The organism is Nitrobacter sp. MLSD-S21 (genome assembly GCF_058809865.1).
Window position 1 is genome coordinate 672,907 of the sequence record NZ_JBXASZ010000001.1, and the last position, 12,940, is coordinate 685,846.

Sequence of the window (12,940 nt, forward strand, 5' to 3'; positions counted from 1 at the left end):
GTTCATGGGCTTGAGCGATAGAGCCATTCCGGCTTTGAAATCAATCTACGCGAACCGGTATCCACTTCGCCCGAAACACGACGATGTGGACGCATAAGCGCGCATCCACAGTCTTGTTGAGGCGATTGCGACGGCGGCTAGGAACTTCTGACGAGATTGACAAAAAGACGCGAGCGCCGCTCGTGCGAACGGGATTTATCTCTCCTCAGTGTTCTGCTCGTCCCCCGTGGCTGGCTCGTCATGTTGTGCTTCCGGATCAAAGAATTCGCCGGCGGCGGCGATCGCTTCGGCCGCGGCGTCGCGATCCTCCTGTCGGGTACTGATGTCCTCGCCGCGCTGGATGCGTTCGGCTTCGTCGACGCTGCGGGCGACAGTCACCGTGATTTCAGCCTCAACTTCCGGGTGGACCGCGACCGTCAGCTTCTGCTTGCCTATCGTCTTGATCGGCGCATCTAGCCAGACCTGGGGGCGGGTGACGATAATGCCGTCGGCGGCCAACGAAGCGACGATGTCGCGGACGGTGACCGAACCGAATAGCTGGCCGGTTTCGGAAGCCTGGCGGATAATGACAATGTCGCGTCCGTTGATCTTCTCGGCGACGTTGGCGGCTTCGCCCTTGGCCTTGATGTTGTTAGCTTCAAGCTCGGCTTTCATGCCGTCGTATTTGGCTCGATTTTCGGCGGTCGCGCGCAGGGCCTTGCCGCGTCGGAGAAGAAAGTTGCGGGCGAAACCGTCCTTAACCTTCACGACCTCGCCCATCTGCCCAAGCTTGGCTACACGTTCCAGCAGAATGACTTCCATATTCGATCCTCTTGTTCGGTGTTGAGTAACTGTATTGAGTCACGATTTCGGCGCGAGCGGCGGAGGCCTGTGCCGTTGCAGGTAACGTTGCCGAAATCCAAAAATTGCGTCTGCGATGCCGATGCCTACAATCGTGACGACGGGCCATACGAACATCAGCACGACGGCGTAGACCGAGCCGAGCCATAGCCCACGGTTCCGCATCGTTAGGGTGATCGTGTGCAACACGGCGAAACCTACTAGCGCATACGTCATCATCAGACACGCGGTAACGATCTGGGCCAGGATCGCAGGCAAGCCGCCGACGAAGCACATCGCCAGCGCGACCATCATCGCAACCAGAGCCATCGGCGGGAGCGTCGTTGTCCTCATGTCGGGCCAGGGGCGCCGCAGCCGGCCGGAGGTGGCGGTGACTTTGGCCGCCAGCCACATATTGAGCGTCAGCGTCGCCATAGCAATCGTTGCGGCAGCGGCGGGGGCAATGGCCACAAACGCATCGACGACCTCCGAGGCCCGATCGCGTGACGCTGCATCCTGCACATTGGCGATGCGTACCAAACCGCGCCGCAGGGTATCCGTAATCGTCGATGCGTCGGAGCCAAGCGTAAGAAGCGCGGCGGTCGTGGTCAGCGCGGCGAAGCAGGCAATCCAGATCAGTATGCGTCCAAGTGGATACCAGTCGACCGGGTACAGAGCGGGCGGCACTGCGTCGGTGCTTTGCGGCGGCGTATCCGCGATGACCGGACGGCCGAGCAGCACCAGATGTCCCAGCCACCACGCGGGCAGCGCGACAGTCAGCACGAAAGCTGCGGAATACGGCGGACCGAACAAGACGCCAAGGCTGGCGCCAGCAATAGCGCCGCCGATAGCTGCGCAGGTCGGACCCCATCCCATTGCCGCGACCATCAGCGGCAATGGAGCCAGATAGAACAACAGCAGCGAGATCAGCGCGCCCGAAATGATCGACGCGAACATCAGCGCGGAGGCGCATCCGGCTGCGACCGCAATGAGGAGGTTCATAGTCATCAGCTGTCCCGCTCCTCTCGAGCGGTTAGAGGTCTCGTTCGAGCCCCAACCATCGGCCCCCGGAATAACCCGGAAGCCTTATGAAATATAACGATGATAGACGCCGGCGACGCCGCCGGCGACCGTGAATTACCGGATAACGTATGGAAGTAGACCGAGGAAACGCGCACGCTTGACCGCACGCGCTAGCTCACGCTGCTTCTTGGCGGATACAGCGGTGATGCGGCTCGGCACGATCTTGCCGCGCTCGGAGACGTAACGCATCAACAGCTTGGAATCCTTGTAATCGAGTTTCGGCGCATTCGCACCCGTGAACGGGCAGGTCTTGCGGCGGCGGAAAAATGGACGGCGTGCACCGGCATCAGCCATGATTCTTACTCCTCAACCACTGCGTTGGCGTCATCGCGCGGTCTGCGCGGACCGCGGTCGCCACGGAAACCGCCGCCGCGATCGTCACGCTCACGGTCGCGATCGGCCTTGCGCATCATCGCCGAAGGACCTTCTTCATGTTCTTCGACCCGCACGGTGAGATAGCGGATGACGTCTTCGTGGATGCGTTCCTGGCGCTCGATCTCATTGACGACCGTGGCAGGCCCATCGATGTTAAGCAGCACGAAATGCGCTTTGCGGTTCTTCTTCATGCGATAGGTGAGCGAACGTACGCCCCAGTTCTCGGTCTTGGTGACCTTGCCGCCCAATCCCGTGATCACGCCCGTGATCTGATTGGTCAATTCCTCGACCTGCTGGGAACTCGCATCTTGGCGCGCGAGAAAAACATGCTCATAGAGAGGCATGGATGTCCTTTCCTCAAGTTGGCGCGGACCCCGGCGGCAAGCCCTTCGAGACCTTGGGAAAGGACTCGGGATAAGCTCAGAAGGCGGAAGCACGGGACGACGGGCCGATGGGCCCTGCCGCATCAATATCGCCTGACAGGTGAAATTGCTGAGACCGTCCGTTCAGCTCCCGGCCGGGATCTGCGGATGGCGCGGGTTATACGGATATTCGGGCCGGTTGCAAGAGATAACGGCGTCGCCGGCTCGCGGTCTAAGCCATCAAACCACGAAGCTCAGAGACCGCCGCAAGCAGTTGATGAGCCTTGCAACCACCTGTCTTGACATCATTCGGCCCGCGGTGTCTCTCCGCCCGGGGTTTCAAGGGGCGAGCGTATGACCGCGGCATTCACTTTTCCGGGGCAGGGTTCCCAGACCGTAGGTATGGGCAAGGCGCTGGCCGAGGCTTTTCACGTCGCAAAAGCTGTTTTTGACGAGGTGGATGCGGCCCTCGGCGAAAAGCTGACCGCCACCATCTGGGATGGGCCTGCTGAAACCCTGCAATTGACCGAGAATGCCCAGCCGGCCTTGATGGCAGTCTCTATTGCCACTCTCCGCGTACTCGAAGCCGAGGCCGGATTTTCGGTGGCACGGGATGCCGCCTTCGTGGCCGGACATTCGCTCGGAGAATATTCCGCGCTGGCGGCCGCGGGCAGCCTGAGCATCGCGGATACAGCACGGCTGCTGCGGACGCGTGGCCTCGCCATGCAGAAGGCGGTTCCGGTCGGTGCTGGCGCTATGGCGGCGCTATTGGGCCTTGATTATGAAGCCGCGGTCGCCGTTGCCGACGAAGCCGCGCAGGGTCAGGTCTGCCAGGCCGCGAACGACAATGGTGGCGGACAGGTTGTCGTGTCCGGCGACAAGGAGGCGGTTCATCGGGCAGTCGAGATCGCGAAGACCAAAGGCGCCAAGCGCGCGATGCTGCTGCCGGTGTCGGCGCCGTTTCATTGCAGGCTGATGCAACCCGCGGCCGACGCGATGGCGAAGGCACTAGCTGACGTGGCGATCAGCACGCCGGCGGTGCCAGTCATTTCCAACGTACTGGCCGCCCCGATCACGAACCCTGACGAAATCCGCCGGCGGCTGATCGAGCAGGTGACAGGAACCGTCCGCTGGCGCGAGTCGGTCGCCTATATGGCCGAACACGGGGTGACGCGCTTTTTCGAGATCGGAGCCGGCAAGGTTCTGAGCGGGCTCGTCAAGCGCATAGCGGATGGCGCCATCGGCGTGGCCGTCGGCGGACCGAACGATATCGCGTCGGCCAGGGAAGCGCTGGCAGCCGCCCGCTCGGCTTAAACAAGACAAAGGAGGAGCGATGTTCGACTTGACCGATAGGACCGCGCTTGTGACAGGCGCAACCGGCGGTATCGGCGGCGCCATTGCGAAGGCGCTCCATGCGCAAGGAGCGACGGTTGCCATTTCCGGTACTCGTCGGGAGGTGCTGGAGGCGCTGGCGGGTACGCTTGGCGAGCGCGTTCATGTGCTGCCCTGCAATCTATCGGATGCGGCGGAGGTCGAAGCATTGGTGCCGGATGCCGAGAAGGCGATGGGACGCGTCGATATTCTCGTCGCCAATGCGGGCGTCACACGGGACAACCTGTTTGTGCAATTGCGCGACGAGGATTGGGATGATGTGATCAGGATCAATCTGACAGCGACATTCCGCCTGGCGCGCGCGGCGACAAAACTGATGATGCGCAAACGCTTCGGCCGCATCATCGCGATCACCTCGGTGGTCGGCGTCACCGGAAATCCGGGGCAGGGGAATTACACCGCATCGAAAGCCGGACTGATCGGCATGATCAAAACGCTAGGCGCGGAATACGCGAAGCGCGGGGTGACAGCCAATTGCATTGCACCCGGATTTATCGCAACAGCGATGACCGACGCGCTGAGCGAGAAACAGCGAGAGACGATTCTGACGAAAGTCCCCGCGGCCCGCCTCGGAACGCCGGAAGATATTGCGGCGGCGGCGGTCTATCTGAGTTCGAACGAAGCGGCCTACGTGACGGGGCAGACGATTCATGTCAATGGCGGAATGGCAATGATTTGAGGCGCTTTTAGCCCGTCTACCGGGGCTTGTGGTCAAGGCTTTCGATGTGTGATAACCGGACCAAGAACGGGTGGGCAAAGAACGCCATTGCAGGAATTTGAAACCCTGTATATTGGCGGTGTGGCGGCTGCCGTCGTTTGCCGGTCCGCACCCGCACAAGGCGGAAAAGACCGAAATCCTACACGACTGCAAATAGCGACAGGAATTAGCTAGTTTAATGCTCCACGATGGCTCGTTTGCGGTCGGGTCCAATTGAACAAGCGCGAGGTTTAATGATGAGCGAGATTGGCGAGCGGGTTAAGAAGATCGTGGTCGAGCACCTTGGCGTAGAGCCCGAGAAAGTCGTCGAGAGTGCCAGCTTCATTGACGATCTTGGCGCAGACAGTCTCGATACGGTCGAGCTCGTGATGGCCTTCGAGGAAGAATTTGGCTGTGAGATTCCCGATGACGCGGCGGAGACGATCCTGACCGTCGGCGATGCCACAAAGTTTCTCGAGAAGAACGCGAAAAGCTGACGCTCTTCCGCGATCTTACATGAAGCCGGACGGGTCGTGTTCGAACGGCCCACCGGCTTTTCCTTATGATTTGTAAGGAAGCTGGAGTTTTCCAGATGAGGCGCGTCGTCGTCACCGGACTTGGCATGGTGTCGCCGCTTGGCTGCGGAGTCGAACCGACCTGGAAGCGCATACTCGACGGCATGAGCGGCGCGAAGCAGATCGAGACGTTCGACGTTACCGACTTGCCGTGCCGAATCGCCTGCGTCGTTCCACGTGGCGACGGTACTGACGGAACCTTCAATCCTGACCTGTGGATGGAGCCGAAGGACCAGCGCAAGGTCGACGATTTTATTATCTTCGCGATGAGCGCCGCCAGACAGGCGCTCGACGATGCGGATTGGCATCCTTCAACCGACGAGGATCGTTGCGCGACCGGCACCCTGATTGGTTCCGGAATCGGCGGCCTTTCGGGTATCGCCGACACTGCGGTCCTCATGAAGGAGAGGGGAGCCCGCAAGGTGTCGCCATTCTTCATTCCGGGACGCCTGATCAACCTTGCTTCGGGATACGTGTCGATCGAACACGGGCTCAAGGGACCGAACCATGCTGTGGTGACAGCCTGCTCGACAGGCGCGCATGCAATCGGCGATGCGAGCCGCCTGATCGCACTCGGCGACGCCGATGTCATGGTGGCTGGCGGCGCGGAATCGCCGATCTGCCGCATCGGCATGGCAGGCTTCTGCGCCGCGCGGACGCTGTCCACCGGCTTCAACGACACGCCGCAAAAGGCATCGCGTCCTTACGACAACAATCGCGACGGCTTCGTCATGGGAGAAGGTGCTGGTGTCGTTGTGCTCGAGGAGTACGAGCATGCACGGCAGCGCGGCGCGAGAATTTATGCCGAAATTACGGGATACGGCCTGTCGGGGGATGCCTATCACATCACGTCACCGTCCCCGGACGGCGACGGCGCGTTTCGGAGCATGACCGCTGCCATGAAGCGCGCTGGCATATTTCCATCGGATATCGACTATATCAACGCCCACGGTACATCGACCCAGGTCGGCGATGAAATCGAACTGAAGGCTGTTGAAAGATTGCTGGGTAACGCCGCGTCAAGCACGTCGATGTCCTCCACAAAATCCTCTATTGGCCATCTGCTGGGTGCCGCGGGCGCAGTCGAAGCTATTTTCAGCATCCTTGCGATTCGCGACAACATCGCCCCGCCAACGATCAATCTCGATAATCCTTCGGTGGAAACAGCGATCGATCTCGTCCCACACAAGGCGCGTCAGCGGGAAATCAACGTCGTACTGTCGAATTCGTTCGGGTTCGGCGGGACCAACGCATCAATTATCATGCGGCGCCTCGCCAATTAACGTGTGATGGACGCAAATCCACTGTTTCGCCGCATTCGATGATAAATCCTAGAGACGGCCGCATGCTGTTGGCCGGGGCAGGGAATTCGCCGGCCGCGATTAAACCGACAGGATTTATGTTGCATCGATGACTGAAAGGCCGCCCATCTCTCCGCGCAGTCCGCGCGCCGCGCTTGAACCCGAACAGGTACCCCCGCCACCGAAGCGTTCTGCCCGCGCGCGAAGCCCGCTAGTGGTTGCGGGCAACGCGATCATTACGGTTTTGTTGATCGGGATGCTTGGTGCCGGCGGCGTTTTTTTCTACGGCAAGCAGAAGATCGAAGCGCCGGGGCCGCTACAGGATGAAAAGATCGTCAACATTCCGGCCCGCGCCGGAATGAACGACATTGCCGAAATTCTTCAGCGCGAAGGTGTGATCGACGACAATCGCTGGGCGTTTATCGGAAGCGTATTTGCCTTGAAGGCGCGCGCGGATCTGAAGCCAGGAGAATATGCGTTCCAGAAGCAAGCCAGTCTGCGCGAAGTCATCGGCACTATTGTCGAAGGCAAGGTGGTGCAGCATCCCGTGACTATTCCAGAAGGCCTGACTTCCGAACAGATTATAGAACGGCTTTCGGAGAATGAGATTTTCTCAGGGACCGTTCGAGAGATTCCACGCGAGGGCACATTGCTGCCCGAGACGTACAAGTTTCCGCGAGGCACCAGCCGAGAGCAAGTGATCCAGCGCTTGCAACAAGCTCAGAAGCGCGTGCTCGCAGAAATCTGGGAGCGTCGTGCCTCAGATGTGCCCGTCAAAACATCTGATCAACTCGTTACGCTGGCATCTATCATTGAAAAGGAAACAGGCAAGGCGGATGAACGCAGCCGGGTCGCGGCCGTGTTCGCCAACCGTCTGAAACAGAAAATGAAACTGCAGTCCGACCCAACGATCATTTATGGTCTGGTCGGAGGCAAGGGGACGCTGGGGCGGCCGATCAAACGCAGCGAAATTATGCAAGCGTCTCCATACAACACCTACGTGATTGAAGGGTTGCCGCCGGGACCGATCGCGAACCCCGGCCGAGCTTCGCTCGAAGCAGCGGCAAATCCAGCGCGAACCCGCGATTTATTCTTCGTTGCCGATGGAAACGGGGGGCACAGCTTCACCGAGACTTACGAGCAGCACCAGAAGAACGTCGCTCGGTTGCGGACCATGGAAAAGCAGATTCAAAACGATGCGGTTGAGCCGCTGGACGAGCCGGCGCCGGCTGTCGCGCCCACCACAACAGAAACCGGCACCACACAGGACGAGCCTGCCCCGAAGCCCGCCCCGCGGGCGCGAACCCGGCCAAACCGGTAAGGCGCTGTAGAGCCTTCGCAGCACATCATTCAGCAACAGGGATCGAATCAGACCGCCGTCGGCATTCGGCTTGGTGTCTGATTCACCTTTTGATCGCGCATCATCTTATCCGAAACCGGTTTCCATGTTCGCGTGAAAACGCATCAACCAAAAGCGCAGAACTTCGATTCTGATTCCATCAAAAGCGGATTTCACTCGGCCACAAAATTCTCTAACGTCGGGACGATCCGTTAAACGAATCTCACATCTGGGTGCTTCGGAGAAACCACGCGATGGCGTTGTCGAGCATGACCGGCTTTGCAAGAAGCCACGGCGCCAGTGGGCCGTATGCGTTCGAATGGGAGTTAAAATCCGTGAACGCCAAAGGGTTCGACCTTCGGACGCGGCTACCGACCGGTTGGGACGATATAGAAGCGACGATAAGGAAGCGCGCAGCACAAGTGTTGTCACGCGGAACGGTCTACGCCAATCTAACGGTGAAGCGCAGCAACGCGGTTCCCCTTGTTCGCGTCAATGAACAGGTTCTGGCATCTCTCCTGAAGGTCGCGCGCGATTTGTGTGGCAAAATCGACGTGCTCGCGCCGAGCATTGACGGTTTGCTATCGATAAAGGGTGTTATGGAGGTCGTTGAACCGGAGCTCGACGATGCCGAGGAACTCGCAGCAAAGACCGCCGTCGCTGAAACCTTCGAGCAGGCGCTGCGCAGCCTAGTGGATATGCGCGAGCGTGAAGGAGCTACGCTTGGCGGCGTACTGATGCAGCGCATGGATGAGATCGAGCGTCTCGCGCGCAGGGCAGAGGCCGCCCCTGGCCGTCAACCGGGCGCAGTGAAGGCGCGACTTGCCGAGCAGATTACCGCATTGCTCGACACATCGGACCGCTTCGATCAGGATCGACTCCATCAGGAAGCGATCTTGATCGCTACGAAGGCCGATATCCGCGAGGAATTGGATCGCATTGCCTCGCATATTTCGCAGACGCGCGAGTTGATCGGCAGGGGCGGGCCGATCGGACGAAAGCTTGATTTTCTTGCGCAGGAATTCAACAGGGAAGTCAACACTTGCTGCTCGAAGTCGAACGATCTCGAACTGACCAATGTCGGACTTGAACTGAAAAACGCCGTCGAACAGTTTCGCGAACAGGTCCAGAATCTGGAGTGATCGATGACTGCTCACGATCGGGGTTTCGACGGAGTCGAGCGGCGCGGCCTGATGTTCGTGCTATCGTCGCCTTCCGGTGCCGGAAAAACCACGCTGTCGCGGCTGCTGATCGAGCGCGTCGAGGGCTTGAGCCTGTCGGTCTCTGCGACCACGCGCCCGATGCGGCCGGGCGAGGTCGATGGTCGTGACTACAAGTTCGTCGACGACGCAACCTTTGCGGCCATGGTCAAGCACAATGATCTGCTGGAATGGGCCGTCGTGTTCGACAATCGCTACGGCACGCCGCGCGCACCAGTGTATGCAGCGCTGGCGTCCGGCCGCGACGTACTGTTCGATATTGACTGGCAAGGCACGCAGCAATTGCGCGAGAAGGCACGGGCCGACGTGGTCAGCGTCTTTATTCTACCGCCGTCCGCCACTGATCTGGAACGACGCCTGCATACCCGTGCCCAAGATGCCGATCATGTCATCCGCGAACGAATGGACCGCGCCACGCATGAACTCAGCCACTGGGCCGAGTACGATTACATCGTCATCAACCAGAATGTCGATGAAGCGTTTGCTGAGGTGCAGTCAATTCTGAAGGCTGAACGGCTCAAGCGCGAACGCCGAACCGGATTGACGGCGTTCGTGCGAGAATTGCAGCGGCAACTTGAGACTTAGAGCCTCGCCTGTGATGCATCCGAAGCGAGGCGCTGTGACTTTGATTTGATGAGTTCGCTTAGAAACCTTTTCATTCGCCGCTACGTCGTTGCTCCACGTGATGCCCGAGACAGAATTTCCATGATGTCGCGAGATTGCGCCTCGATGTCCTGGCGTATGCGCAGCACGTCACTGCGGGAGGTTTGTGCCGTATCGGGCCCCTGTCGTTTCCAGGGCGGAGGGTAGCCTTGGTCGACCAAATCCTCGATCAATCGCGAGTGACGGACTTGCAAGAGGCTGCTCAGATTCCCGAACTTGACAGCTGCAAATCCAAGAAACCCTGCTACGGCCAACGCGCCAGCGAGTCCACCCAGCAGCATAGATGACGAGTGGGACTGAATTTCAGCCTCAGGAACGCTGACGACGGCTGAAGCAAGGCTTGGCTCGCTGCGTTCGCCGCGCGCCTGAGTATCAAACTCGATTGTTGCCGCAGAGACCGGCGGGCCGTTCGGCGTCTGCGGACCAGACGTGACTGCGGCTTGTACCGGCGGTTGCGTCGCATTGGCGACCGGTGCTGCGTTGATGGCCGGATCGGGCCACTGTGTGGTAGTGGCCGGTTGCGAGATATTCGTGTTTTGCGCAGGTTCGTCGGAAGAATCCCTCGTGGACGGCAGAGAGTTGGTGTCTGCTGGATCGTTCGCGCTTGTCGCGTCATCGAGCTCCGCATGAGCATTTGTGATGGACGGCCGGAGAGGTGGTGCGGAAGACCTCATTGCCCGTTTGTCCGACGCGGGGGCAGACAGCGACGGCCTTGCTGAGGTTTCCAGCGCAGTCTTGCCGCGCCCTTCGCCGAGATACCAGCAGTGACGCTTCGTTCCCGGCTCGACGCGATAATGCCAGTGACCTCCGCGCGGCGTCGTCGCGCCCGGTTTTACGAGGCAGGTATCGTCCGCGCGTGCCGAGCCATGGACGGTGATCGCAAGCATGCCGCCCGTGAACAAAGCTACCCCAAGGGTTGAGAGACGTTTCCCCAAACGGTTTGACATGCATATCCCCGATCATGACAAGATTCACGATGCCTTTCTTTAATAGTCAGGAAAGACTTGGGTCGCACTGCGCCGTAAATCCGGAATGGTCGGGGCGTAATTGAGGCTGAATGACCTCTCTTCTGCCTACATTTTTTACCTGCTCGGCCACCATAACGTAGGCGCGTGGTCTCGCGGCTTCGCGATAAAGATAACATGTGCACAACAACACCGAACTTTACGGCGATTGCGGCGCATCAACGCCATAACATCGTCTCAGATCCGATCCGTTCTATTGCGGTGTATGTCCGCCAATTCACGAGCCATCGCAACGAAACCGGATATTGGAACCGTCTCCGCGCGCCGCGTGGGGTCGATGCCTGCCGCAGCCGCCAGCGACGCCGGATCAGCGGGCAACGATTTCAGGCTTTGCCGTAGCATCTTCCGGCGATGCCCGAACGCGGCGGCGGCAACTTGCTCTAGCATCCGGCGGTCGCATGGCTCGGGGCTGTCGCGTGGTATCAGCCGCACCACCGAAGACGTGACCTGGGGTTGCGGAACGAAAGCCGCGGGCGAGATGTCGAACAGAATTTTGGTCTCTGTGCGCCAGTTCGACAGCACGGCGAGGCGGCCATACGCATCGTCGTTTTCGCGGGCAACGATCCGTTCGGCGACCTCGCGCTGAAACATCAGCACCATGGCGTCATACCATGGCGGCCAGGGCTCGATGCTGAGCCAGCGGATCAGAAGCGCGGTGGCGATGTTGTAAGGCAGGTTGGCGACGATCTTTGCGCGCATCGTGCCGAGCAGGGGTCGTGGATCGAAGCTTGTCGCATCCGCGTTGACGATCGTGAGGCGGCCGGGATAGCGAGCCGAAATTTCTTCCAGCGCGCCAAGCGCGCGTTCGTCACGCTCGATGGCGATGACGCGCATCGCGCCGAGCGCAAGCAGCGCCCGCGTCAATCCGCCAGGACCCGGCCCGATCTCGATGACGGTCGCATCCTGGAGTGGACCGGCGGCGCGCGCGATCCGGGCCGTGAGATTCAGATCGAGTAGAAAGTTCTGTCCCAGCGATTTTCGCGCCGACAACGCGTGACGTTTGATGACGTCGCGCAGCGGCGGAAGGTCATCAATCGCGCTCATGCCGAACGTGTCGACGCTGCCATCCGCGCGGCGAGGCTCAGCGCAGCGATCAGACTCGATGGATCGGCGCGTCCCGTGCCGGCGATGTCGAATGCAGTGCCGTGATCAGGCGATGTACGGATAAACGGCAGTCCCAGCGTGACATTGACGGCCCGATCGAAAGCCAGCGTTTTGACCGGAATCAGAGCCTGATCGTGATACATGCAAATGGCACAGTCGTAAGTCCGGCGCGCGGCCTCATGGAACATGGTGTCGGCCGGAAGCGGGCCTTTGACGTCGATTGCTTCGGCGCGCAGGATTGCGACGGCCGGTGCAACGATCGTCTGATCCTCGGTTCCGAGCGAGCCGTCCTCTCCCGCGTGGGGATTCAATCCGGATACCGCGATGCGGGGGCTGGTGATTCCAAATCGCGAGCGTAGGTCTGCAACGACAATGCGAACGGTATCCACAATCATGCGGCTCGACAGCATTGTGATCGCATCGCGCAAGGGCAGGTGGATAGTGACGGGCACGACCGCAAGATCAGGCGACCAAAGCAGCATCACCGGTTGCGGTGCGTTGGAGTTCGTTGCCGCCAGTTCGGCGAGAAATTCGGTGTGGCCAGGATGGGCGAATCCCGCCCGGTAGAGCACGCTCTTGGCGATCGGATTGGTGACCACTGCTCCCGCATGGCCCGCTACAACATCGTTGACCGCATGACGGATCGATCCAATCGCTGCGGGGGCGCTGTTGTCGTCGGGATGACCGGGATGCGCGGTTGCCGGATGCCCCGTGGCGACAATCGGAAGTGCTTCATTGAATATCTGGGAAAGGTCTTTCTGGCCAACCTCCGCCAAGGAAAGATCAAGCAAGGGAAGATCAAGTCCGAGCAGCTTTGCCCGGGCCGCGATGAATGCGCTATCGCCAAGAAGATAGAAGGGAGGAACGGCATCGTTCTTGCGGCGCAGCCAGGCCGCGATCGTGATATCCGGTCCGATGCCGGCCGGCTCGCCCAGGGTCAATGCAATCGGCTTCACCACGCGGTGGCTCCAGCGCGGCTTTTGAT

The 12,940-nt window shown here is 60.1% G+C and carries 14 protein-coding genes; 7 read left to right on the forward strand and 7 right to left on the reverse strand.

What is annotated here, in order from left to right; translation table 11 throughout:
* Positions 1 to 195: 195 nt before the first annotated feature.
* The 4 genes from rplI to rpsF all read right to left on the reverse strand — a co-directional run bounded on the left by rplI (position 196) and on the right by rpsF (position 2,621).
* Positions 196 to 801, reverse strand: a complete 606-nt coding sequence (gene rplI, locus AC1RT6_RS03405; RefSeq protein WP_079446831.1) for a 50S ribosomal protein L9 — start codon at positions 799 to 801, stop codon at positions 196 to 198.
* A 39-nt stretch (positions 802 to 840) separates the two neighbouring features.
* The gene (locus AC1RT6_RS03410) at positions 841 to 1,827 is read right to left on the reverse strand and encodes a hypothetical protein (RefSeq protein WP_079446830.1); all 987 of its coding nucleotides are present in this window, start codon (positions 1,825 to 1,827) and stop codon (positions 841 to 843) included.
* Between the two features lie 129 nt (positions 1,828 to 1,956).
* Positions 1,957 to 2,196, reverse strand: coding sequence for a 30S ribosomal protein S18 (rpsR, locus tag AC1RT6_RS03415; protein WP_079446829.1), 240 nt, complete (start codon positions 2,194 to 2,196; stop codon positions 1,957 to 1,959).
* A gap of 5 nt (positions 2,197 to 2,201) precedes the next feature.
* Entirely contained in the window at positions 2,202 to 2,621 is a 420-nt protein-coding gene (rpsF, locus tag AC1RT6_RS03420; RefSeq protein ID WP_079446828.1) for a 30S ribosomal protein S6, read from the reverse strand.
* A 372-nt stretch (positions 2,622 to 2,993) separates the two neighbouring features.
* On the opposite strand from rpsF, the gene fabD reads away from it, so the two are divergent.
* The 7 genes from fabD (at position 2,994) to gmk (ending at position 9,748) form a co-directional block, all read left to right on the forward strand.
* Complete coding sequence (gene fabD / locus AC1RT6_RS03425) at positions 2,994 to 3,953, forward strand: ACP S-malonyltransferase (protein ID WP_079446827.1); 960 nt, start codon at positions 2,994 to 2,996, stop codon at positions 3,951 to 3,953.
* A gap of 19 nt (positions 3,954 to 3,972) precedes the next feature.
* Entirely contained in the window at positions 3,973 to 4,710 is a 738-nt protein-coding gene (gene fabG, locus AC1RT6_RS03430) for a 3-oxoacyl-[acyl-carrier-protein] reductase (protein ID WP_309772990.1), read from the forward strand.
* A gap of 275 nt (positions 4,711 to 4,985) precedes the next feature.
* Entirely contained in the window at positions 4,986 to 5,225 is a 240-nt protein-coding gene (locus tag AC1RT6_RS03435) for an acyl carrier protein (RefSeq protein WP_009799564.1), read from the forward strand.
* 95 nt (positions 5,226 to 5,320) lie between these two features.
* Positions 5,321 to 6,586, forward strand: a complete 1,266-nt coding sequence (fabF, locus tag AC1RT6_RS03440; protein WP_079446825.1) for a beta-ketoacyl-ACP synthase II — start codon at positions 5,321 to 5,323, stop codon at positions 6,584 to 6,586.
* A 127-nt stretch (positions 6,587 to 6,713) separates the two neighbouring features.
* A complete protein-coding gene (gene mltG / locus AC1RT6_RS03445) occupies positions 6,714 to 7,925 on the forward strand; it encodes an endolytic transglycosylase MltG (protein WP_079446824.1) in 1,212 nt (403 codons plus the stop codon).
* Positions 7,926 to 8,197: 272 nt separating this feature from the next.
* A complete protein-coding gene (locus AC1RT6_RS03450) occupies positions 8,198 to 9,085 on the forward strand; it encodes a YicC/YloC family endoribonuclease (protein ID WP_079446823.1) in 888 nt (295 codons plus the stop codon).
* Between the two features lie 3 nt (positions 9,086 to 9,088).
* A complete protein-coding gene (gmk, locus tag AC1RT6_RS03455; protein ID WP_079446822.1) occupies positions 9,089 to 9,748 on the forward strand; it encodes a guanylate kinase in 660 nt (219 codons plus the stop codon).
* Between the two features lie 80 nt (positions 9,749 to 9,828).
* Here gmk and AC1RT6_RS03460 read toward each other — a convergent pair whose 3' ends face one another.
* From AC1RT6_RS03460 to pdxA, 3 genes are all read right to left on the reverse strand, one after another.
* Positions 9,829 to 10,773 carry a hypothetical protein gene (locus AC1RT6_RS03460; RefSeq protein WP_244553480.1) on the reverse strand — a complete coding sequence of 315 codons (945 nt, stop codon included), beginning with the start codon at positions 10,771 to 10,773 and terminating at the stop codon, positions 9,829 to 9,831.
* A 255-nt stretch (positions 10,774 to 11,028) separates the two neighbouring features.
* A complete protein-coding gene (gene rsmA / locus AC1RT6_RS03465; RefSeq protein ID WP_079446820.1) occupies positions 11,029 to 11,895 on the reverse strand; it encodes a 16S rRNA (adenine(1518)-N(6)/adenine(1519)-N(6))-dimethyltransferase RsmA in 867 nt (288 codons plus the stop codon).
* The gene (pdxA, locus tag AC1RT6_RS03470) at positions 11,892 to 12,914 is read right to left on the reverse strand and encodes a 4-hydroxythreonine-4-phosphate dehydrogenase PdxA (protein WP_079446819.1); all 1,023 of its coding nucleotides are present in this window, start codon (positions 12,912 to 12,914) and stop codon (positions 11,892 to 11,894) included. The genes rsmA and pdxA overlap by 4 nt, the downstream gene beginning before the upstream one ends.
* Positions 12,915 to 12,940 lie beyond the last annotated feature (26 nt).